Source organism: Leptolyngbya sp. CCNP1308 (assembly GCF_034932455.1).
Lineage (GTDB): Bacteria > Cyanobacteriota > Cyanobacteriia > Phormidesmidales > Phormidesmidaceae > Nodosilinea.
The window spans coordinates 197386-220404 of sequence record NZ_JAYGIH010000002.1; the positions used below are offsets into that span (position 1 = coordinate 197386).

Below are 23019 nucleotides of genomic sequence, written 5' to 3' on the forward strand. Positions count from 1 at the left end.
TCTAACTCCCCTCAGCCCATTACCCGGCAGTTCTTCATTCAATCCCATCTCGGGCGCTATGGCACACCCACCCTTGGCCTCAACCGACCGCCGCCTGCTGATTACCGGGGCCAGTGGCTTTTTGGGCTGGCACCTGGCCCGTGCGGCCCAGGCGACCTGGCAGGTCGAGGGCACCTACCACCGCCATGTTCCGCCGCTGCCGGGGGTGAAGCTACACTGTATCGATCTCACCGATGCGATCGCCGTTAACGACTGGCTTGCCCAGGTCGCCCCCGACGCCGTGATTCACACCGCCGCCCTATCGCAGCCCAACCGCTGTGAGCAGGAGCCCGACCTCTCCTACACCATGAATGTCGAAGCGACGCGGGTGCTGGCTCAGTTTTGCGGCAGCCACCATATTCCCCTAGCGTTTACCTCTACCGATCAGGTGTTTGACGGCCAGGCGGCCCCCTACGACGAAACCTCTTTCCCCAGCCCCATCAATGTTTACGGTCGCCACAAGGTCGAGGCTGAAGCCATCCTTCAGGCCACCCATCCCAACGCTGCCATCTGCCGCATGCCGCTGTTGTATGGCCCCCCAAGCCCGACGGCAGAATGCTTTTTGCAGGGGTTTTTACGCACCCTGGAGGCAGGGCAGCCCCTGCGCCTATTTATTGACGAGTTTCGCACCCCGGCCTACGTTGAAGATGCCGCCGCTGGCCTGCTGCTGGCCCTAGAGAAAGCCTCGGGTCTGCTGCACCTCGGCGGCCCCGATCGCCTCAGCCGCTACGACTTTGGCCTCCGCCTGGCCGAGGTGTTTGGGTTTGACACAGCGCTGCTGCTGCCAAGTCAGCAGGCCGAGGTGCCTATGCCTGCCGCCCGCCCGGCGGATGTGTCATCGACCAGTCAACGAGCGGTTGCACTGGGGTATCGTCCCCGTAGCGTGGTGGCGGGGCTGAGCGCTACCCAAGCCTGGCTCAATCCCTAGACTAAGCGGCAGCAGGCAGTATCTCAAAGGCACCGGCCCATCACCATTAGCTCTGTCACATTCGTGTCATTTTTTACTGCCACAACTGTGCCATCAATACTGTCTAACAAGGTTGCCCTCCCCCTGGGTAGGGGTTGCCAGGCCAGCCCTGAGACAGAGGCCTTCATCGTTCCATCGTTACGCCATCAGACGAGCGGAGGCCTCCGCTAGCAAGAGCAAGTAAGCAACCCAGCCTTGGCCCTGGCACCTGTTCAAGGCCAGGCTAAGCCCAGTTACTAAAGGATCTCAGCGGAGGTCAGCTCGCAGCGGTTGAGGCTGGCATCTGCTAAAAGGTAGAAGCCTGGCCAAAAACTGTAAAGTAAAGTGAAGCAGAAGGTTAGGGGTTTCTAAGCATGGTTGTTAAGCATTCTAGGGAGCCACGAGCCTTCCATAGGCGGTTGCCGAGGCTGGTGTTAATAGGGGCGATGGCGATCGCCACAGTAGCCTGTGGCAAGCCCGTAGAGCCCGCAGCCCAGGCCCAGCCCGAGCAACAGGAAGGCCCCGCCGTAGTCGATACAGCAGTGGCCGCCTCCGCCGCAGATTCGAGCCGTGTTTATACCGGCACCACCCGCCCGGCGCGCGAGGTCTCGCTGCGATCGCAGGCCGAGGGGCGGCTGATCTCCCTGTCTCGCGACGTTGGCGATACGGTGCAGCAGGGCCAGGTGATTGCTACCATCGACAACGTGCTGCTGCAAACCGCCGTGGGCGAGGCCCAGGCCGAGCTCGCCGCCCGCCAGTTTGAGGTCGCCCAGGCCGAGGCCGAACTGGCCGACATTCGCACCTCCATCGAAGACGCTCGGGTGCGGCTCCAGCAGGCCAGCAACGATGCCCAGCGCCTAGCGACCTTAGCCGCCGAGGGAGCGATCTCTGCTCAAGCGGCCGAGCAGGCCCAAACCACCGTGAGCACCTCCGAACAAGCCCTCGCCTCGTCCCAAGAGCAGGTGCGCACTCGACAGAAGGCCGTGGCGGCAGCTCAGCAGCGCGTCGAAGCCCAGCGATCGATTTTGCGCGAGGCCCAGAAGCGCCTCTCCTTTGCCAATCTAACCGCCTCCCTGTCAGGTGTCGTGCTGGAACGGGTCGCTGAACCTGGCGATCTAATTCTGCCTGGAGAAGCCGTTTTAACCCTGGGCGACCTGTCAGAAATCTTGGTCGTTGTTCAAGTAGCCGACAGCAACCTCAGCGAGTTTAGCGTTGGGCAGTCGGTGGAACTCTCTATCGATGCCTTCCCCGACGAAACCTTCACGGGCCAGGTGACGCGCATTTCGCCGGTAGCCGACAGCACCTCGCGTCTGCTGCCCATCGAGATTACCGTGGCCAACCCCGGTAGCCGCATCAGCAGCGGACTGCTGGCCCGAGTGACCAGCACGGGCCAGCAGTCCAATGTGGTCGTTGTGCCCGAAAGCGCTCTAGAAACCGCTGAGAATAGCGACAATCAAATCTTTGTGATCACTGAAGCCGACGACGGCCCAATGGTTGAGTCGCGATCGGTGCAGGTGGGCGATCGCGCCGATGGCCAGGTCACCATTCTCTCGGGCCTCTCCCCAGGAGAGCAGTATGTTGTCCGCAGCAGCCAGCCCCTGGAAGGCGGGCAGATTGTAGAACCGAGTTTGACGTCCGAAGGGTAGGTGAGTAAGTGGGTAAGTGATTAGGTGAGCAAACACACCCACCTAATCACACTCACACACCCTCACACCCACGCACCCTCACACCCTCTCCTCCCACACCATGACCACCCCCTCATCCTTCCCAAAGAGCAGCTTTAGCATTAGCGGGCTAGCCATTCAACGGCACATCGGCACCCTGATGCTGGGGCTGACCGTGCTGGTAATGGGCTTTTTCATCACCACCCAGCTGCCGGTAGACTTGCTGCCGTCGATCACCTATCCACGCATTGGCCTGCGGGGCGACGCCCCCGGTCTGTCGCCCGAGGTGGCGGTGGATGAGATCACTCGCCCTTTAGAAGAGGCCATGTCGGCCACTGAGGGCGTAATTCAGGTCTTTTCGCAAACACGAGAGGGGCGCTTTAGCATTGATCTGTTCTTTGAGCCGGGGGGCGATGTCGACCAGGCGCTCAACGACGCCACCGCCGCCCTCAACCGGGCTCGCGGCAGTCTACCTGACACCATTGAAACGCCGCGCCTGTTTAAGTTTGACCCCTCCCAGCTGCCGGTTTATGAGATGGCGCTCACCTCCGACAGCCTCAGCCCCCAGGCGCTGCGAATTTTTGCGGAAGAAGAGCTAGAGCGGGAGCTTCAGCAGGTGCCCGGCGTGGCCAGCACCGACGTATCGGGCGGCGTCAACGAAGAGGTGCAGGTGAATGTCGACCTGCGTCGGTTGCAGACGGTGGGCATTGGCGTGTCAGATATTATCGATGCGCTGCGCGATCGCAATGTCGATATCTCCGGCGGTCGCATTCGCGGCGGTCGCGAAGAAACCCTCACCCGCCTGGTGGGCCGGTTTCAGTCAGCGGACGAGATTCAGAACTTGGAGATTGCCGTGCCGGGCACGACGCCACCTCAGCAGGTCTACCTGCGCGATGTGGCCACCGTCATCGACGGCGTCGAAGAGCAGCGGATTGCGGTGCGGCTCAACGGCCAGCCCGCCGTCAAGCTGAGCGTGCAAAAGCAGCCCGACGCCAACACCATTGAGGTGGTCGACGGGGTTAAGGCCAAGCTCGACGAGCTGCGCCAGATCGGTCTCATGCCTGAGGGCATGGAAATGACCGCCACCCTCGACGAGTCGCGCTTTATTCGCAACTCGATTCAAAACGTGGCGATCGCGGGGCTCACCGGAGCCACCCTGGCGGGCATCGTGGTGCTGCTGTTCCTCGGCTCCCTGCGGCAGACCTTCATCATTGTCACCGCCATTCCCCTGGCAACCCTGGTGGCGCTAGTGCTGATGGGGCTGTTTGGCCTGTCGCTCAACATCTTTAGTCTGGGAGGTCTGGCCCTGGGGGTCGGCATCGTGGTCGACAACTCGATTGTGATGCTCGAAAACATGGCCAAGCGGGCCGAAGAGATGAAGGCCTCGCGCCAAACCGAAGGCTTTAGCGCCCGCGAGGCGATCTTTCAGGCCGAGGCCAGCAGCCAAGAGCTAGAGAGCGCCCTGCTGGCCTCGACCACCACCAACCTGGTGGCGGTGCTGCCCTTTTTGCTGATCGGCGGCATTATCTCCCTGGTATTCAACGAGCTGATTTTGACGATTAGCTTCTCGGTGGCGGCGTCGCTGGTGGTGGCGCTGACGGTGGTGCCCACCCTGGCCTCGCGGCTGATCATGGGTCGGCCCACGCGCTCCTTGCAAAGCTGGGGGCCGTTCCGCTGGTTAAACGCTCGGCTGGAGGGGTTGACCCTGGGCTACGGCAACCTGCTCAGTCGGGTGCTGCGGCGGCGACTGCTGATCATTACGGCAGCGCTGCTGCTGTTTGGCGGCGGCAGCTGGTGGATGGTGGGTCAGATTCCCCAGGAGATTTTGCCCGACATTAGCACCGGCCAGGCGCGGGTGCGGGTGAGCTTCCCGGCGGGCACCACCATTGAGGCCAACCAGCGGGTGATGGGGGCGATCGACGAGGTGCTGATGGCCCAGCCCGAAACCGACTACGTGTTTACCACCGCTGGCGGTGGGCTGTTTGGCAGCAATGTGTCTGAAAACACCCTGAGCGGCAGCGTCACCATTACCCTCAAGCCCGGCACCAACACCACCGCCTACGTGGATCGCGTCAATGGTGAACTCAGCCAGCTGCCCCTAGTGAACACCCGCATCAATGTCAGCCCCGAGTCGGTGCGCGGCCTCAACCTGACCAACTCTCCGGTGCGGGCCGACCTCGACATTAGCCTCCAGGGCGAAGATAGCGAAGCGCTGTTTCAGGCTGGGGAGCAGGTGATGCGTGCGCTAGGGGAGCAGGCCAGCCTCGCCCGCTTCCGCCCCGACGGCGAAGACCCCCAGGAAGAGTTGCAGATTTTACCCGACTGGGCCAGGGCCAACAGTCTGGGGCTGACCTCCACCAGCATTGGCGATACCATTCAAACCGCTCTCAACGGGTCAGTGCCCACCCAGCTCCAGCGGGGCAGCCGCTTGGTGGATGTGAAGGTGCAGATTACCCCCGGCAGCGTGCAGCGATCGGCTCAGTTACTCGATATTCCCCTGTTCACCGACGACGGCGATCTGGTGCAGCTGGGCGACATTGCCCGCGTGAACCGGGGGCCAGCACCGGGAGAAATTCAGCGGATTAACCGGCGACAGGTGTTTCTGATTGGCGGTGATCTAGCCGAGGGGGTCAGCCTGGGTAACGCCCTGGCCGAGGCTGAGGGCATCATTGCCGAACTCGATCTGCCCGAGGGCATCACGGTGCTGCCCAGTTCCGCCGCCGAAACCAACCAGGCGCTTCAGCAATCCCTATCGGTGCTGGGCGGGCTGGCCGCATTCCTGGTGTTTGTGGTGATGGCGGTGCAGTACAACTCGCTGATTGACCCGCTGGTCATCATGCTGACGGTGCCGCTGGCCCTGGCGGGGGGAATTTTGGGGCTGTTTGTCACCCAGACGGCGATCGGAGCCACGGTGGTGGTCGGCGCGGTGCTGCTGGTGGGCATTGTGGTCAACAATGCGATTATTTTGGTGGAGCTGGCCAACCAGATCTACGAGGCCAGCGGCTGCTCCCGCCAGGAGGCGATCTTGATGGCAGCGCCCCGTCGCCTGCGTCCCATTTTGATGACGACCTTCACCACGGTGCTGGGCCTATTTCCCCTAGCCCTGGGCATTGGCGAAGGGTCAGAGTTCTTGCAGCCTCTAGGGGTGGTGGTGTTCTCTGGGCTGTCGTTGGCCACGGTGCTGACGCTGTTTTTTATTCCGTGCTTCTACACCCTGCTGCACGGCGGATTTGGCTCGGGCGGCAAACGCACGATCGCCAAAGACGACCTGATTGAGCCGATAGACTCGCCTGAAGTTCTTCAGCCCTAAGAACTCTCAACGAACAAAACCCCTCACTTAACGTTAAGTGAGGGGTTTTGTTATTGCCGCCTGGTCTAGTCAGGATTTTGTTACCGATCGGCTACCGTCCAACAAGGAGTTTCAATCCTAATCGGTGTTGATCATGCCCTCTTCGGGGTTGATCAGTCGCCAGAGCTTTTGCTTGATCTGGGTGTCAAACACTTCCCACTTGAGGCGGTTGAACTCTGAGTTTTCGTAAAAGCCCGACAAAAACCCCACCGGAATTTCAAAGCCGCCGGCCATCGATCGCCCGCCACCAAAGAAGCGGCCCTCGCTGTCTTGGCCAAAGGCTTCTTTAATAAATTCGTCGGGGTCGAGGGTGATTTTGCTGGTGCGCAGGGAGCCAATCACCACCTCGCGCTCTTCGTCTTCGTCGTGGACGATGCCGTAGACCACGGCGGTGTGCACATTTTCTTCGGTCACTAGAAAGTCTGCCGCCTGGGGAATGGCGTCGCGATCGTCGTAGCGCAGGTAGCCAACCCCGGCGATGGAGACGTTGTTCTGCACCTTGCGGTTGCGCAGCGATCGCTCGATCACATCCATCACCCGCTTCGATCGCGAGGCCTGGAGCACCGCGCTCAGCAGTTGCCCATCGTAAAACTGGCTCAGGTAGGCCGCCGCCATAAAATCGCTGGCCCCGGCGTGCATGAGCTGGTTGGTGTCGGCCCGCAATCCGTGCATCAGGGCGGTAGCGCACTTGGTATGCTTGCTGTTGTTGCGATCGAGGTTGAGCAGGCCCTGCTGCAAATACTGAGTCAAAATAGTGGCCGTGGCCCGAATGTGGGGGCGCAGGTCAATGTACTCGGCATCGAGCTTAGACTGGGGCGCGTGGTGGTCAATCACAAGCACCAGGGGCAGCCCGGCCTCCCGCAGGTGCTCGTAGAGTTGGCTGGTCGTGCCTTGGTTATCGACCAGCACTAGCCCTTGGTAGTCGGCTAGGTTAGCCCCATCGGCGGCGGTCAGCCAGCGGCGAGCGGGCAGGCCCGTGAGCCGAACGAGGGCAATGTTTTCCTGGTGGCTGAGGGTGCCCGCGTAGACAATATCGCACTCGATTTTGTAGTTGCTGGCAATCAGCTTGTAGGCCCAGGCCGACGACAGTGCATCGGGGTCAGGAAAATCTTGCAGCAGCACCAGGTGGCGATCGCCGCGGTGGCCCTCCAGCAGCCGACGCACCGCCTGCACCGGGTCTTCGGAGTCGCTGTCATTTTCGGGGCGGGGCACCAGAGAAATCATCCCGCCGCCGTTGGCAAGGGTAGCCTCGGAGGACTCAGAATCGATGTTAAATGTCATCATGGGCAATTCCTTCTGCGACAGCGCGCTCGGTGGTAGGTAGACATAGTCCCTTGGTGCAAAGACAAGGGATCGCCCTCAACGGCGTTAGAGGTGCTAACGTCAACCCGCTTGGCTCAGCCATCGTCTCAGGTTCAAGGCGCTATTAGCTGCGCCGTGGCCCTGTTTCTATTATTGCAAATTGCCGTGGAAGCGCTAGAGTCACCCGATAGAGTCTGGGGGCTAACGGTCATCAGGTCATGAGATACGAGCGTTTACGCGCCATATCCCGACGGATGAAGCTAGCCGGTGGCCTCGACACCGTGCCACCATCGGCTATTTTTAGCCCCGTTACGAGATGCCGATCACGTACTTCTTCCACTCTTGGTGTACGCCGCTGTGAATTTGTCGGGTGACCTCAAAGTAGAGGCTGCTGTGGGGCTTGCGGGGCTGGCTAAACAGCGGCATGTTGGCCTCGCGCGGGGTGCGGCTGCCCTTTTTGACGTTGCAGCGCACGCAGGCGGCGACCATATTTTCCCAGGTGTCGCCGCCGCCGCGCGATCGCGGTATCACATGGTCGAGGGTGAGCCCGTCGCCGCTGTAGGCGCAGTACTGGCAGGTGTGGTTGTCGCGCTGGAGCAGGTTGCGCCGGGTGAGGGGAATATCTTTGTAAGGCACACGCACGTAGTGGCGTAGACGAATCACCGTCGGCAACGGAAAATCGGCGTAGACAAACTTGCCATTGTGCTCAACCCGCTCTGCCTTACCCTTGATAATCAGGACAACAGCCCGACGCCAGCTCGTAATGTTGAGCGGTTCATAGGAGGCATTGAGCACCAGAACCTTACCCATTCGAATGCGTGGATAATTGGCTAAAGAATATTAGACCGATGGTAGCACAGAAGCTAAATAGAGGCTTTTGCCCCCTGGTACACTGCCCTGAAGTCAGTACATCGGTCAGTATTGGTCAGATCTAGAGCCAAGTTCTGGCGCTATGATGGGTCGCTAGCCCCGGTGGTGAAGGAGGAACACAATGCTGAGTTGGGATCAAACTCCAAGCCTGGCCCCAAGCCTGGAACCCATGCGCTGCTGCCGTGCCTGGGTCGAGATCAACCTGGCGGCACTGCGACACAATGTGCGCCAATTTAGGCGGCTGCTCCCTGCCGCCACCCAGCTGATGGCGGTGGTTAAAGCCGATGCCTACGGCCACGGGGCGGTCACGGTGGCCCAAACGGCGCTGCAAGCCGGGGCCGCCTGGCTCGGCGTGGCCACGGTCCCCGAGGGGATTGAGCTGCGGGCGGCGGGCATTCAGGCCCCAATTTTGGTTATGGGGGCGGTCAACAGCACCGAAGAAATGCAGGCGATCGCCCACTGGCGACTCCAGCCCACCCTGGTCAACCCCAAGCAGGCTCTGGTTTTTTCCGACACGCTCTCTGGGCTAGCCGCCGCCCGCCCGGTGGGGGTGCACCTTAAGATCGACACTGGCATGAGCCGTCTGGGGTTTCCCTGGGCCGAGGCCGCCGACTTTGCCCGGTTTGTGCGACAGCTGCCCCACCTCAAAATCGACAGCCTTTACTCTCATCTGGCCACCGCCGACAGCCCCGACCCCGCTATTATGCAGCAGCAGCAGCAGCGCTTTAGGGCGGCGCTGGGGCATTTAGAACAGCAGCAACTGCTGCCCCCCCGGTTGCACCTGGCCAACACAGCCGCCACCCTGGCCGACCCCGCTCTCCACTACGACCTAGTGCGGGTTGGCCTCGGGCTCTACGGCCTCTACCCGGCCCCCCACCTGCGATCGCGGCTCGACCTCCAGCCGGTAATGCAGGTCAAAGCCCGCATCACCCACCTCAAGGATGTGCCCGCCGGTACCGGCATTAGCTACGGCCATCAGTATGTGTGCGATCGCCCCTTACGATTGGCCGTAGTGGGCGTTGGCTACGCCGACGGAGTGCCCCGAGTCCTCTCTAACCGGCTTCAGGTCATGGTCAACGGTCGCCTAGCCCGGCAGATCGGTGCCATCACCATGGATCAGCTCATGCTCGATGTCAGCAGCATTCCCGACCTGCAAGAGGGCGATGTGGTCACCTTGCTCGGTCGCGACGGAAGCCACGCCATTGGCCCAGACGACTGGGCTGCTATGGCCAACACCATCAGCTGGGAAATTCTCTGCGGCTTCAAGCACCGCCTCCCCCGCATCGCCGTCGAGCAGCCCCTATCGGCCCCGACCGCCCTCCAAAACTAGGCTACAGCTTGTTGAGAGTTGCCAGCAGCGCCGCTGGCCTTGGATCCGAGTGCAGCAGCGAAAACAGGTGGCAGTAGCGCAGTCGCCCCTGGGCGTCTAGCACAAACTGGGCCGGTAACGGTGCCCCCAGAGCCTGCCCGGTATGGTAGGCCCGAAAGATTGCCCCGGTAGGGTCGCACAGCATCGGCAACGTTAGGCCCAGGTCATCTATTACGGCCTGAGTCTGGCGCTGGGGCTGATTGCCGATCGCTAACACTTCAGCCCCAGCGTTGCGAAACTGCTCGTAGGCTTGATTCAGCGCCACCAGCGAGGCGTATCGCTGAGGGCTGTAGGCCACCTCCGTTAAAAGGCGGCAAAAGGCCAAAACCACCGGCTGCTTGCCACGCCAGTTAGCCAACCGCACGGTGCGCCGGTAGGTGACATCCCACAGGGCAAAGTCGGGGGAGATCTGGCCGAGGGGCAAGCCTAAGCGCGGGGGCAACGGCAGCCAATAGCGCCAGGGAGCCGATTGGCCTGGGGGGGGTGCGATTGGGGTCATCAGGCTCAAAATGACTGTACAACAGCGGCATGGCAGGGGCGATTCGCGGAGCGTTCGGGAACCGACTCGGAACGAGTATCCGTGCCGGAATCGCTACAGTGCCGCTAGACCCCAGCAAAAAATTCCCGCGCCTTCACCGGGTCGGGGTTCATGGTTTTATCCCCAGGTTGCCAATCAACCGGGCAAACTTCATCGGGGTTAGCCTGCACATGCTGAATAGCCTGCAAAACCCGCAGGGTTTCATCGACCTTACGGCCAAAGGCCAGATTGTTGATGGTGGCATGCTGAAGCACCCCATCTCGGTCAATGATAAACAGCCCCCGTAGCGCTACCCCGCTGTCGGGATCGAGCACGTTGTAATCGGTGCTGATGTCTTTTTTAATGTCAGACACTAGGGGGTAGTTGAGATCCCCTACGCCTCCTAGCTTACGCTCAGTTTGAATCCAGGCTAAGTGCGCAAATTCGCTGTCTACAGAGATGCCCAAAATCTCAGCGTTGAGAGCCTTAAATTCATCGTAGCGATCGCTAAAGGCTGCAATTTCCGTGGGGCAGACAAAGGTAAAGTCAAGGGGATAGAAGAACAGAACCACGTAGCGGCCCCGGTAGTCGGATAGCTTAACGATCTCAAAATTCTGATCGACTACGGCGGTTGCACTAAAGTCGGGGGCCATCTGGCCCACCCGTAAACAGTCATCTCTCAACTCAGGCATGGGTTCATCCCCTCAAGGTCGTACCACCGGGTGCGCAGTACCATCATAGTACCTGGGCAAAAGAAAACCGCTGCTGGCGTCCATACCCGCTCCAGCCTCGCCCCATCGGCACAGATCCAGAAGACTTTGAGCGCTCCACCGCCGATGCACCTCAGCCGAGAACAAGCAGGCTCAGAAGACTCCTTAGTAAAGTAATTAAAATGGCTCAGGCGTGATTTGAACACGCGACCAAGGGCTTATGAGTCCCCCTGTCAGATTTCCCGAGGTCAATGATAGCAGGGTTTCCGGTTAGCTTACTCCAGTGATAGCCTAAAACGCTGCCTAAACGGCCTCTATAGCTTAGGGAAAACTTTCGGGATCTAGAGCAGAATTAGGGGAGATTTGTGCCTTGCCTAGTTTTTACTCATGAACAAGCCCCAACGAAAGCGGCCTCTCTATTTCCCTTTTCAGAATTGGAGTCAAGCAATCCTTGTCTGGGGTTCTCTGGGCTTGGCTTGGACGTATGTTTTCCATTGGATTCGTCTGTTACTGGCTCGTTAAATCGGAGACTCTATGACCACATTTGCACCGGCAAACCTACCTGCTAGCGTTAATACCGTAGAGAAGTTGGCCATGTGGTCACTTGGCATCTTGTATCAACTGCACAAGAACTCTCGCTATCAAGAGTCGGAGGCGGCCCCATTAGTGCCACTGATCACCGCTCAAGATGGTCTCGCAGCTGATAAAAGCGAACGCATTATCTTTCGCTCCTCCCTCCCTCTTTCTGATAGCTGGCGAGAGCAGACCACAAAGTTTTGGCAGGAGTCTCAGGAAATCTCAAACGCAGCTATACCTACATCGTTCCTGCCCTAGGTGATTATTTATGAGCTTAGGCCAGCCGGTTAACTGGGGCTCGCCAAGTCAATCTCCTGCGGCTCAACCCGAATACTTTCGGTACCAGGGTCAGGGCTACGTTCGCATGGGCGACGGTCAAATACTGACCAAGGAAAACTACTTAAGTCGCCAATCAGCCCTGCAACAGCAAGCGTGGATTGATGCCGCCAACCGCTACGATCCTGCCGAGCCGACCCAAATGGCTCAGAGGGCGATGGCATCTCAGCCCTACAGATCTCCTACAACCAATCAACCTGTTTCCCGGCAGCAGTTTTTTGCCGAACATAGTCAACTTGACGCGCAGGCCAGAACGCGCTACGCCGCTTCTTATCAGCAGCAACTAGCGAATGCAGGTTCTGCCTGGGATACGCCCTTACCAAGGGGCGTAACGGTAGAAATGATTCCCACTGGGGGCGGAGCGTTTGCCCCAGCCCCAGCGCAGGGAGGGGCGTTGGCAGTACCCACTCGAACTGTGGCTCCCGTAGGCGAAGCCTTGAGGCAGCCGATAAACCGGAATGTTAAGCCGCCGGGGCAGCCCTTGCTGTCCAGGCCCGAAGCCTTAGCCAGCGCTGGGCAAGGGGCGCTCTACGGCGGCGGTGCAGCTGCGGGGGCGTGGATAGGAGGGGCCGGTTTTTGGGAGGGTACTGGTGCTGGTATCGGCGGCACAATAGGCGGCATTGGCGGTGCCCTTGGTGGCGCAGCATTAGGCGGTGCCGCTGGTGGGGCTGTTGGCACTATCCCCGCGCCCATTGTTGGCACCGTTAGCGGTGCAGCCGTTGGAGGCTATCTGGGCGGGGGGATAGGAGGTGGCCTTGGTGCTGGCGTTGGTTCGTCTTTAGGCGGCGGATTAGGTCGCCTTATTGACGATCTAATCCCCGACTTCTTTGGAGGCCCTGACGAGTACCCCAATGAATTTGACCCTGCGGCAATGGATGCAGGGTCGATCGTGAATTACGGCGAACCCCCTCCCTTCACAGGCGGGCAAAGCGACGGGGTTTGCTACCTCGTTAATGTCAGCAGTTCTGGGGGGGCAACCACTGTCTTTAGAGCCCGTGGACCTATCGGTGGGGTTCGGACTGTAACTATCTCCGGAGGTGGTCGGCTTGAGGTTTTTAGCCGATCTTTTCCTAACCCTGGAACAGGCACAACGTGCCAGGCACTAGCTGGTGCTGGATGGTATTTCACTGGCGCTGGCGGATCGGTCTGGAATGCTGACAAGACGGCCTCGATTACAAGCATCGCTCGCGTTGATGGACAACCTGACACAGGCGGCGATCCACCGGGCGGGACAGATTCTGTTCGTGCTCCCAACCCAGCAAGGCAGCCAGCCGACACTACGCCGCGCCCTCTACCGCCGCCAGTTTCCCAACCTACTCCCACACCATCTGACCCCCCCTGGCCAGGCACCGATCCTCAGTCCGTACCCGACACCACTCCCCTAGCTCCCCCAGATTCAGTTCCCAACTTTAGCCCTACTCCCACATCTGATCCGGAATCCCCCACTGCGCCGGACTCTACTCCCACCGATCTCGAATCGCCCCGTGAGACGGCTCCACGACTGAGCCCTACGATCATCCCTATCGTTATCGGTGCTGGTGCAGGCATTGGCCTAGCCGCCAGATCAGGCTCTCTCGGTGGCGGCTCTCCGTTCCTTTCCCCAGTCAATCGCAGCAACAGCACCGGGTTAGTCGCTACGCCAGTCAAAATTCCCTCTGGCAGTGAGCAGCCTGTTATTACCCCCAGTGGGCCTCAAATTGGCACACCGCCTAGTGAAAACCCCAATGTTGATCTGAATACTCCCCCTGTAGAACAGGCTCCAAGTCTCTCTAACAATTGCTGCATCCCCCCCGCAAACCCTGACATCATCAAGCGCCTAGAGCAAATCAAGACAGGCATTGGGTTTGACGGCATGCCGGTAAGCGTCCCCGACCAAATCGCCAAAGACAACCCCGGCCAGCTCATGATCGGCTCGCTGGCCGAGCTGCACCTCTGGCAAGTGCAGCAGCTCGACGGCGTGCTGGGCAAATGGCCCGTGGGCATCCCCATCCCCACCCCGGCAGGTACTACCACCGTCGGCATGCCCAACGTCGCCGAGGCCGTTGCCGAAATGGTCGGCATGCTGGTGAGCCAGCAGGTCACCGCCGCCCAAATCCTCAACACCAGCAGCAGGGCCATGGTGCAGGCCGGGAGTGCAACCCAGCAAGCTCACCTGGCCCACCTGGTAGCCAAGGCCAACGCCGATTTCCTGGGCTATGAGAACCGCCCCAACTCCGTCGATATGCCGCTGACCTACACCCCCGGCAAAGACCTCTCAGACGGGCTATTGAGCGAAAGCACCGCCAAAATCAAAGGCTTTGAGAACACCGACAACACCGACATCAAAGCCATCTTTGCCGAGCTGCTACAGGCCGCCGCCATCATTCGCGCCGTCTACTGGCGGAAGCTCGACCCCAAGGGAGACCTCAAAACCCAACTGCGCCAAAACATCCGTGGGCAGGGCGATTTTGTGGATCAGGCCGCCGCCGGCGACGGCAACGACAGCGACTGGGAAGCCTACCTAAAGCAGGTAGAAGAAGGGTTTAGGGGCAGCACCGGCGACGCAAACCCCTACGGACGCCCCCCCACCGAGGGGCCACAAATCAAAGATCGCAGCCCTGGGGAGGGCAATACCTAATGGGATTCACGCTCACCGTAGGGCAGCTCTATAGCCGTACCACCCGATTGCAGGTTGGTGCTCGCAGTGGGGCCAAAGGCTTTCTAGAAAAGGTCTTTCAGGCTGGTAAGCAGATCGCCAGCTACTTCACCTGGGGTAACCTGCGGGGCTTTTTGATCGGCGCGGCCCTGGCCCAAATTCCCACGCTGGTTTTCAGCCTCAGCAACTTGTGGTCGATGTTCACCAGTGCGGCGATCGAGCTGTATTACTTCGACTGGAACATCCCCGACGATCGCATCGACCAGCAGGCCAAAGCCCGATGGAGTGCCTACGGCGGTATTCTGGGGGGCACCGCTGGCAACGCGATCGGCTTTTTCGCGTGCGGCATCGTGCCCGCCACGTCGCTATTTGCCTTTGACGAGCGCCTGGCCGCCTACGTGCTGAAGGAGGTGAGCGAAGAGGCCTTTGAAGAGCTGACCTTCGAGATTGCGTACGTTATTCGGCTATCGCTGCGAAACCTGGCCCGGCAAACCGCTGGCTGGATGTACAAAGGTGCGCGCCGCTGGCTCAAAGACCCCAAAAACCCCATTGGCGGCCTGCTGTTTGGGGGCAGGGCCGATGACGTGCGCGAGAAATGGGGAGCCTCTAACTCTGAGAGCTGGTCATTTGCCCAGGCCGTAGAGGAGCGGATCGAAAAGATTCCCAGCACCTTCTGGCAAAACTTCAGCGAAGAGCTGATCGAAGAGGCGATCGACGCCTGCATAGAGGCCGGTTACGTGGTGGCCAACTCGATCGAGGGCTACTACGCCCAGCAGAAGCTGGGCCAAAGCCTCACCAGGGAAGCCCAGCGAGTGGTAGAAGTCACCCCCAACCGCCAGAACGATGCCGAAAAGTTTGTTTTGGCGGGGCCAGAGAGCGAGGTAAGAGGGCAGCTCACCACAGTGCTCACTACCCACCAGATGGTGGAGGATCGCGATATTGGGCAGGTGATCGGCCAGCCCCTCGACGAATACATTCGCGCCCGCCCCCTCGACGGATTGCGATTGCAATTTAATCTCTACAGCCTCAAAACCCCACCCTATTCGAGGCGAGGAACCGAATCCCTGGTGAGGGTTACCGTCACCATTGCCGATATAGAACGGGCCAAGCTCGACTGGGATCGGCTGCGCCAGGTCTGCGGCGGCCCCAACGGCTATCTATGGGGCCGATTCAAGGCCACTGCTCGGCTCGACAACGGCGGCAGCCTAAAAGTCTATGGCGGCACCCCAGACGAGGCCGAAGACCGGCTGAGGGCCTTCCTCACGCTTAGCAGCGCTGAAATTAAAACCCTCTCGGTCACAGAAGAGAAAAAGGAGGCCGAACGCCTCAAGAATCCAAAGATGTTTAAGGACATAACCAGGGTTTACCCCGGCCATGTCAGCATCATTAACCGCCAGAGAACCCTTTATTTAGACCGGGGAAGCCCCAGCAGAGAAGGAAACTACATCGACAAACGCGCCCGGTTTGACCTTTGGCGCTCGGTTCAGCCACCAGATTTTGAACAGCGGATCACAGAGCTGCTCCGGCGGGCTGACTCAGCAGATATTGCCTCTCCCTAGCCAGTTGGTCTAAAACCCACTCTGGCGACTGCCCAGTCTCTTGAGAAAGTCGTCTAACGAGGTTGCCGTATGGCCTATATTCCACTGGCCTGCCAAACCGCCCTTTTCTCCGCTTGATTGCTCGTCTTGAGCGTGTACTTAGTCTTGGATACAGTAAAAGTTCCATGAATTTTTAAGCCTCTTTTTACCTCATGTGCAATGACCACTAACTATTCAGGTTGTAGCGTACTTCCACTCGGAAATGCTTAAGTAAATACCCCTGTTGACAGATTGAATGGATAGGCTAGACTCCTTGTCATAAGCAGTTTCTAGAGCTTTTATGGCATCTGTTACGCCTGGCACGGGTGGGACTATCAAATCGACAACAGCAGAGGGGCAAGCTCACGAAATATTGAGCTTTATTTCCCTCAAACAATTGTCTGAGGTGACCAATCCGGGGCAGGTTACAAATGTGCTAACCAGTCATGATCAGCAGGCTCTTTTGTTCAGTGGAACATATCAGTTCTCTGTAACTCAAGCCATCGACGGCAGCGGCAATCTTACCTTAAGCGTAAACCCCTATTTAGTAGGGGCTGGCTTTCAGGAAGGAACGGGCGGAACCTTCAAAGGAAACACTCCTGAGAAATATGCTCTGGAAGTGCTAATGCATCTCCAAAACTTGGAGCGCAACCCCTCTTTAAACCCCAGCTCTAGAAACTATGTAACCGGCACGTATAACAGCGACACCGGCCTTTATCAAGGTTCATTTAGTCTGCCCGTTATTTTCAACCTTGATGCAGGTTCTGGCAACGTGAACTACGGCGCTGATCCTTACCTACTCTAATCAGGAGACCTAACCCATGCCCGAATATACACGCGGCGCATTGCGCGACGTTTTGACCTTTGTTTCTCTCAATTCGGTCTTTCACTACGGCTGGAAAACCGTAGACCTCGCAGCCCGAACTGGCATCTCTGCTGCTGACATTAAGACCCAGCTGGGGCACCTGACGGCAGTTGAGGCCGCTGCGGTCGCCAACGCGATCATGGTCACCGGGGCCAACTCGCCCAAACCCGCCCGAGTGGTCAAGCGCGACCCCACCGCCCCCATTTCTCAGCCCAGCTCCACTAGCACTTTTGTGGGGCATACCTCGCTGGCGGCGGCATCGGCTGGCGGCTGGTCGTTGGCTAAAGCCGCTCGGGGCGTGCGCCTAACGGCCAACGTAGACGGCAAACGCAGTGTGACGGCCATTGCCGAATTGAGCAACGGGGCTCTCTATGCTTTCCCTCTAAACCGGGTGGACTTTGACCGCGTTGCTGTCGTGCTGGGGCTTCTATCAGCCGCTCAAATTACTACCACACTTGAGCGCAATGCTTTGGTCACCGGCTCACGCACCAAGCCAGGCCGCTGCTCGATTGAAGACAATGGCGGGGTCTTTAGCACCTACTTTGCCACCGATGCCGAAGCAGCGGCGATCGCTGCTGGGTACAACATCGACAGCCCCGAGTTTGTCGAATATGGCGCTGCTGTTCTTCCCTAATGACTGACCTCATCCTTCCCGGTACGCTCGAATTTAACTTGGCCTTGGCCGAGATTCCGCCCGTTCCCACCTGGCGGAAAGAAGCCGAGCGTACCAATGGGGAGACCTATCTGATTTGCCGGGCCGGTTCCCTGGGCCTGATGGAAGCTGTAGATCGCCAAACTTGGCTGGAGTATTGCCATGACGGAGAGCTCGACGAGCGACAAGACGAAATCGATGCCCACGACGACGCGCTCGAAGGCGTCATCATCGGAGGCTGAGGCGGCACTAGATGCCCCAGCAGCGGCCCCAGAGCCAGAGGTAGACCCTAGTGCCCTTTTCCCTGCCTATATCCGCAAGCTGCGCGGCATTGGGGCGGCACTAGAGGCCATAGAGACCGCCCGGAAAGAGGCGAAATTGCCCAGCCTCAACCCCACCGATTACCGCTTTATTCTGAAGCGGCCAGGGGGTATCCCTTTCTGCTTTCCGGTGCAGGTGGTTTATAAGCCTGACAGTGCCAAAGAGAAAGACTTGGGCACGTTTAGGATCGGTCGATAATGCCGTGGCAGAGCCTGGGAACAGTCGCCCCTAAGCTGAAAGTTTGGCGGGCCTACAGCGGAGCCACGCCAACAACCGCTGGGGAGGCAGTGTTTCGGGTGACGCCTAAGAACTTAGGGGTGGGGGTCATCTTTAAGACTTACGCCCTGGTGAGGTTTAGAACGACTCAGGATGGCGAAACGTTCTATACCAGGGCGCGGCGGGTCTACCCCCGCGCCGAGTCGCTGGTTATTGATGCCGACATCCCCCGAGAGGTGCGTGGTAGCGGTCTACAGTGGCGGCCAGAGGTGCAAAAGGTCATCTATCGCAACTTTCGGGGCCGAAACCCAGAGCCTGCATTCTTGATTGAGATTGAGCATTTAGTTCGGCCTGATGTGCCCTTCGAGCTGGCCGCCGATAACGACACCGTTCCTTTTTGGGATCGGGAAGACACCACGATGGATGTAACCGATGTCCTTGGAATTGATTAATACGGGAGCGGAGGCCAACGACGGCACCGGCGACCCACCAAGACAGGGAGCTTTGAAGATAAACGCCAACTTTTTGGCGCTTCAAACGGCGCTGGATACCAAGCTAGAGGCAGAGGCACTCACCGACCTCACGGCGAGCGACGCGGCCCAAGACAGTGCGATCGCCGCCCTCATCCTGAACGATGAGGCTCAGGACACGTTGATCACTGGGCTGGTCAACGATGCCGTGGGCCTGAGTGGTGAGATCGCAACCTTGTCCGCCAGCACCACCGCCGCCCTAGCAACCAAGCTTGAAGCGCCCGCGATTGCCGACTTTGAGCCCACAGCAGCGCTCAACGCCCGCGACACGGCCAACCGCGCCAGGGCTAACCACACCGGCACTCAACCGGCAAATACTGTCTCTGGGCTGGCCACAGTGGCCACCAGCGGAGCCTACAGCGACCTCTCAGGCCCGCCCGCCATTCCCTATGGCTTTACCTATGACCAGCAGGCCGAGCCCTCAGCCCCGGCGGCAGGGGCGACCTGGCGCGAGCGTAGCGCCGGGGGGCTGATTAAGGGCGAGTGGGAATGGCTCGGAGCTGTCAGCGAATGGGTAAGCCTGCGAGAGCACACCATCAACAGCAGTGTTCTTGTGGGGAACACAACGACGGTTACACCTATATCAGAGGCACTTTTCAGAAAGCGCTATGTGATTGATTTTCAGTTTGAAGCCTTTAATGTGAACGGCGTTATAGATGCCTCAAACTTCCTCGTTTTTATGCCTTTACTAAGACGATTTAATAATGCCGCCGTAGACAGTTTGCCTTCATATACGTTTAATTCAAGCCCGATGCTGGTTAATACTCCAATCAATGCTGTTTACGAGTATTCACAGTTACGCTTCTCAAGGATCCCAACAGGCACTCCGGGCAGTACTTGGGCCGTAGGGCATGTCTTAGCCAGATATTGCAGGGTCTAACCATGATAAAAATAACCCTGCCGTCAGGCAGTTTTCATCTGGTCGAAAGCATTGAAAGCTACACCAGCAGCGAGAACACCCGCGCCGCGCTCCAGGCCGCCTACGACGCGGGCGACTGGGAAGATTTCACCCCACCGGAGCCAGAGCCGGAGCCAGCCCCGCCCAACTGGTCAGACTTTCGCCTAACGCTTATGGTCGATACCGGCTTCAGGGACTGGGCCGCGACCCTGCCTGCCGACTGGCGAGAGGATCTAAAGCTGGCGGCGATCGCCACTAATGCCACCGCACTCCAGGGCATCTACGACCATCTGGCGACCTACTACCCACCGGCACCGGCGGCGGCGGCGGAATGGCAGGCGATCGCCGCTGCAAACAACATCCCCGTCGTGTTCTCTGATGACTGAGTCTGCTGTGCCAAAGCTGACGCTCTACTTTCCAGATGAGTTTGGGGACGTGCTCTGGCGCGGAGAGACGTTTGCCCTGGAGGCTCCCAAGGAGCGAGGCACGGTGGAGTGGTTGCTAGGGCGATCGCCTGCCTCTGACCTGACCATCTCGATTCGCACGGTGAGCCGTAAGCACGCGGCGATCGCCTATAGCTATGCGGCAAACCGCTGGTCTATCAGCGACCTGGGCAGCGCCCTGGGCACCTACGTCAACGGGCAGAAGCTGGAAGAGAAGCCCCATGTGATTGGCATTGGCGATAAGTTTTACCTGGGCACGCCCGAGGCCCGCATCCATTGCGTGGAGGATGCCCAGGATACGATTAGCCCCGATGAGCAGGGGCCAGCGACGGTGGCCAGCACCAGCCCCCTGGCGACGTTGCCACCACCACCAGCGCCGCCGCCCCCTCGAACCTTTGCCGATTCGGCCTATCTAGCGGCTCAGTGGCTGATCTCGGGCTCTACGGTGGCGGGGAAGTTCTACCGGCTGATTGTGCTGGTTGCGGCGACCGCGTTTGTAGTGGTGCTCATTGATTTGGCGCAACGTTAGGGTTTTGTACGAAATCTATTAGGCCCACTGGGAAGACTCTGGTAAGAGTACTGGACAGTGCAAGTGAGGCGAGACGGTTATGAACGTTGAGGCCATGACTATGGGGCTAGGGATAACGTTGGTGCTGATGTCTGCAGCTCACGATCACCTGCACAGCCTAGGAGAGCGGAAGACGACCTACTTTAAGTGGACGGGTACCAATTTCTCGCCATTGATGCTTTGGGTTGGAATTCTGCGTAAGGGTGACGCTAAAACCAAGGCCAGGCAGAAGCGTTAAAAAAACACCCCCAGCCGTGGCCAGGGGGGTGTGGAGTGGTGAGCTTAGCTTAGCGCCCAATGCTTATTCTTATGCCGCCGTCTATATCCTCAAAGGTGATGGAATTGGCACGGTCGATAAAGTGGACATCGCCAGGCCAGCACACCGCAAAGTTGTTGTCTTCTCCAAAGTGCTCTAGGGCGGCGCAGTAGCGTAGGAAATCGTCGGTGATGGCGGCGGCCTTGGATTGCCAAAGGGATAACCGTTTGAAGTGTTCTTCAGGCATTTTTGCTCTCACTCTTCTAAGATTTGCTGCTGCTGTACGGAGGCGTTCGGAGCGTTCGGTGAGGCGTTCGGAGCCGAACGCTCCGAACGGGGGCTCCGAACGCCTCCGAACGCCCATGTTTAAAGGCTCCGAACGGCTCCGAACGTTTACCCCCGTTCGGTCAGAATAGAGTTGGGGGGTAGGCTATATCCTGGGTTTTCCTCATCCGTTCGGAGCAGGTCTCCCCGTTCGGTGAGCCCCTCCAAAATTTTGGCGAAGAGGTCTTTATCGACAGAACGAAGCGGGCGGCGTTTGGCTTTGATTTCGTGGGCTTTTAGTGGCTCTGAAGCCCCTGCCAGCACTTCAAAAATAATCCCTTCGATGGCCTCTAGATTGAGCTTCTCATCGTCGTCTGGCTCGATGGCTGTGGTAGCAGGTTGGGGACGACTAATCGCGGCAGGTTGTGATGGGCCTGGGTCACTGCTGCCAATCTCATCAATGCCTGGGAGCCAGCCGTCATCTTCGATTAACTCAGGTGGCACGGGAAGCGAGTCAATTGTGAGCGAGGCCAAGGCTTTCTCATCAAGATAGGGGAGAGGGAAACAGCGCCATTCACCCATTAAGTTTGTCAGCACAATGGGGTGCCGATCGCTGTAGAGCAGTTTGCGCGATGCCTGGTACTCGGCCTCAATTCGATCGCGGTGACGGGCATTGACAAAGCGGAAATTGCCGATCATGTTTTCGATCGCATCGAAGCCACCAAAGCGAGAGCCCAGGCAGGCAATGCGAAAGTTTTGCCGAACGCCGCCGGAGAATTTGAGGTCTTCAGCGTTCGGGCTTTGGCTGATAACAACCAGTTGCCCACCGCCGCCACGGGCGACCCCGGCCATGGCCTCTACGCTGATCTCTAGCTCCAGGCCGTAGGGCTCGAAGGCTCCTTTTCGTTTCTTTAGCCCCGTACTGAGGGTGAGGTATTCCTCTAACACGGTCACCAGCTGCGGCCCTTCCCATTGGTTTTCGCCCAGGTCTACCCGAGCCTGGATGAGGTTGAGCACTTTGTGCAGGCGGTAGCAGAGCTGATGGGCGTTCTCTATGGTGGGCCTGAACTGAATGCGGCAGATGTTCTCGGGGGGCACCCCGGCCCATTTCGCGCCTTTGCCCTCAATGGCCTGGAGCACGGTGGGTCTGGCTTTGGCCATGGCCCCAAACAGCAGGTAGAGGAAGGAGCTTTTGCCGGTGTCGGTGGGGGAGAGCATGGCCAGGTGAGTGCGCCAGTCTTTGGCGGCCTGGCCGAAATATTCCCAGGCATCGACCATTTCGACCGGCGCGGCCTCGTCGATCGCATCGGTCTGCTGCACTTCATCGGTGGTCTCGTGCCAGAGCAGCTGCTGACGGCCGGCGTCGGTGACATCCTCGTAATCGAGCAGCACGCGGCCCGCTTTGACGCTGTCTTCGACGGCCAGGCGGCCCAGGGCGGCGATGGGCAGGGCGGCGGTGAGCAGCCCAGTACGCACCCAGTGCAGGCGGTTGTCGTGTTCTTCTGCGATCAGGGTGCTCCCCAACAGCAGGGCCCAGGCGGTGAGGCCCAGGCCCCAGCTCAGAACGCCCCGGCGCATGCGGATGGCCTGAAGCAGGGGATAGTCGGCGCGGTCGTAGTTGTAGCGGGTAGTCATAGTGCCCTCATCCAAAATCCGTTGGTGGCGATCGCCAGAGCACCGAGCACCATGGCCATACGGCACCAGCAGTCGGGGCGGTGGTTGGGCAGTGCCTCGCCCACCATGCCGATGGCCATTACCGGCGGCACCAGGGTCAGCAGCATGGCGGTGAGACCGAGGTAGTAAGGCACCAGGCCCTCATACATCAGCGAGAAGGGGAGGCGAAACAGCACGGCCAGGGTGGTGACCCACAGGGCCGAATCGACCAGCAGGCCCCGGGCGGGGATGGCGATCGCATTGGCGGCCCGGTAAAGGGCCTCAGATTTGATGCTGTAGCGATTGCCGCCCAGGGCGACGGCAGACTTACCACCGAAGGCGGTGCGGGTAATGATCTCGGGGCGGTTGGGGTCGGTGTTTGTCATAACTACCAGCCCCCCCGCGACGGCTGGACGTACTGCACATCGGGGCGGGTGCTGCTGTCTACGATCGCGGCGATCAG

The 23019-nt window shown here is 59.4% G+C and carries 22 protein-coding genes; 15 read left to right on the forward strand and 7 right to left on the reverse strand.

Annotation, left to right across the window (positions count from 1 at the left end; genetic code table 11):
• The first annotated feature begins 58 nt into the window (after positions 1–58).
• The 3 genes from VB780_RS01940 (at position 59) to VB780_RS01950 (ending at position 5959) form a co-directional block, all read left to right on the forward strand.
• A complete protein-coding gene (locus VB780_RS01940; RefSeq protein ID WP_323349449.1) occupies positions 59–967 on the forward strand; it encodes an SDR family oxidoreductase in 909 nt (302 codons plus the stop codon).
• Between the two features lie 392 nt (positions 968–1359).
• On the forward strand, positions 1360–2631 hold the full coding sequence (locus tag VB780_RS01945; protein ID WP_323349450.1) for an efflux RND transporter periplasmic adaptor subunit: 1272 nt from the start codon (positions 1360–1362) through the stop codon (positions 2629–2631).
• A gap of 100 nt (positions 2632–2731) precedes the next feature.
• On the forward strand, positions 2732–5959 hold the full coding sequence (locus VB780_RS01950) for an efflux RND transporter permease subunit (protein ID WP_323349451.1): 3228 nt from the start codon (positions 2732–2734) through the stop codon (positions 5957–5959).
• 117 nt (positions 5960–6076) lie between these two features.
• On the opposite strand, the gene VB780_RS01955 is transcribed toward VB780_RS01950, so the two are convergent.
• Positions 6077–7282, reverse strand: a complete 1206-nt coding sequence (locus VB780_RS01955) for a bifunctional oligoribonuclease/PAP phosphatase NrnA (RefSeq protein WP_323349452.1) — start codon at positions 7280–7282, stop codon at positions 6077–6079.
• A 327-nt stretch (positions 7283–7609) separates the two neighbouring features.
• Complete coding sequence (locus VB780_RS01960) at positions 7610–8110, reverse strand: HNH endonuclease (RefSeq protein ID WP_323349453.1); 501 nt, start codon at positions 8108–8110, stop codon at positions 7610–7612.
• A gap of 181 nt (positions 8111–8291) precedes the next feature.
• Between VB780_RS01960 and alr the strand changes: the two genes are divergently transcribed.
• On the forward strand, positions 8292–9500 hold the full coding sequence (gene alr, locus VB780_RS01965; protein WP_323349454.1) for an alanine racemase: 1209 nt from the start codon (positions 8292–8294) through the stop codon (positions 9498–9500).
• A 1-nt stretch (position 9501) separates the two neighbouring features.
• Here the strand turns inward: alr and VB780_RS01970 are convergent, their stop codons facing one another.
• The gene (locus VB780_RS01970) at positions 9502–10038 is read right to left on the reverse strand and encodes a peroxiredoxin family protein (protein WP_323349455.1); all 537 of its coding nucleotides are present in this window, start codon (positions 10036–10038) and stop codon (positions 9502–9504) included.
• Positions 10039–10142: 104 nt separating this feature from the next.
• Positions 10143–10748, reverse strand: coding sequence for a peroxiredoxin (locus VB780_RS01975; protein ID WP_323349456.1), 606 nt, complete (start codon positions 10746–10748; stop codon positions 10143–10145).
• 552 nt (positions 10749–11300) lie between these two features.
• Between VB780_RS01975 and VB780_RS01980 the strand changes: the two genes are divergently transcribed.
• The 11 genes from VB780_RS01980 (at position 11301) to VB780_RS02030 (ending at position 20344) form a co-directional block, all read left to right on the forward strand.
• The gene (locus tag VB780_RS01980) at positions 11301–11600 is read left to right on the forward strand and encodes a hypothetical protein (protein ID WP_323349457.1); all 300 of its coding nucleotides are present in this window, start codon (positions 11301–11303) and stop codon (positions 11598–11600) included.
• 10 nt (positions 11601–11610) lie between these two features.
• Entirely contained in the window at positions 11611–14295 is a 2685-nt protein-coding gene (locus VB780_RS01985) for a hypothetical protein (protein ID WP_323349458.1), read from the forward strand.
• Positions 14295–15872 (forward strand): hypothetical protein, encoded by a 1578-nt coding sequence (locus VB780_RS01990; RefSeq protein ID WP_323349459.1) that lies wholly within the window; start codon positions 14295–14297, stop codon positions 15870–15872. The genes VB780_RS01985 and VB780_RS01990 overlap by 1 nt, the downstream gene beginning before the upstream one ends.
• 319 nt (positions 15873–16191) lie before the next feature.
• The gene (locus tag VB780_RS01995; protein ID WP_323349460.1) at positions 16192–16695 is read left to right on the forward strand and encodes a hypothetical protein; all 504 of its coding nucleotides are present in this window, start codon (positions 16192–16194) and stop codon (positions 16693–16695) included.
• Positions 16696–16711: 16 nt separating this feature from the next.
• On the forward strand, positions 16712–17389 hold the full coding sequence (locus tag VB780_RS02000) for a hypothetical protein (RefSeq protein WP_323349461.1): 678 nt from the start codon (positions 16712–16714) through the stop codon (positions 17387–17389).
• Positions 17389–17649, forward strand: a complete 261-nt coding sequence (locus VB780_RS02005; RefSeq protein ID WP_323349462.1) for a hypothetical protein — start codon at positions 17389–17391, stop codon at positions 17647–17649. Before VB780_RS02000 ends, VB780_RS02005 begins: the two co-directional genes overlap by 1 nt.
• Positions 17606–17926: a hypothetical protein gene (locus tag VB780_RS02010; RefSeq protein WP_323349463.1), complete on the forward strand. Its 321-nt coding sequence runs from the start codon at positions 17606–17608 to the stop codon at positions 17924–17926. The genes VB780_RS02005 and VB780_RS02010 overlap by 44 nt, the downstream gene beginning before the upstream one ends.
• Positions 17926–18396, forward strand: coding sequence for a hypothetical protein (locus tag VB780_RS02015; protein WP_323349464.1), 471 nt, complete (start codon positions 17926–17928; stop codon positions 18394–18396). The genes VB780_RS02010 and VB780_RS02015 overlap by 1 nt, the downstream gene beginning before the upstream one ends.
• Complete coding sequence (locus tag VB780_RS02020; protein WP_323349465.1) at positions 18377–19354, forward strand: hypothetical protein; 978 nt, start codon at positions 18377–18379, stop codon at positions 19352–19354. The genes VB780_RS02015 and VB780_RS02020 overlap by 20 nt, the downstream gene beginning before the upstream one ends.
• A 2-nt stretch (positions 19355–19356) precedes the next feature.
• A complete protein-coding gene (locus VB780_RS02025; RefSeq protein ID WP_323349466.1) occupies positions 19357–19758 on the forward strand; it encodes a hypothetical protein in 402 nt (133 codons plus the stop codon).
• Positions 19751–20344, forward strand: a complete 594-nt coding sequence (locus VB780_RS02030; RefSeq protein WP_323349467.1) for an FHA domain-containing protein — start codon at positions 19751–19753, stop codon at positions 20342–20344. The genes VB780_RS02025 and VB780_RS02030 overlap by 8 nt, the downstream gene beginning before the upstream one ends.
• A 326-nt stretch (positions 20345–20670) precedes the next feature.
• Here VB780_RS02030 and VB780_RS02035 read toward each other — a convergent pair whose 3' ends face one another.
• From VB780_RS02035 to VB780_RS02045, 3 genes are all read right to left on the reverse strand, one after another.
• Positions 20671–20886: a hypothetical protein gene (locus tag VB780_RS02035; protein ID WP_323349468.1), complete on the reverse strand. Its 216-nt coding sequence runs from the start codon at positions 20884–20886 to the stop codon at positions 20671–20673.
• A gap of 146 nt (positions 20887–21032) precedes the next feature.
• Positions 21033–22538 (reverse strand): hypothetical protein, encoded by a 1506-nt coding sequence (locus tag VB780_RS02040; protein WP_323349469.1) that lies wholly within the window; start codon positions 22536–22538, stop codon positions 21033–21035.
• On the reverse strand, positions 22535–23019 hold a 485-nt coding region (locus tag VB780_RS02045), incomplete at its 5' end, for a hypothetical protein (protein ID WP_323349470.1). The genes VB780_RS02045 and VB780_RS02040, both read right to left, overlap by 4 nt.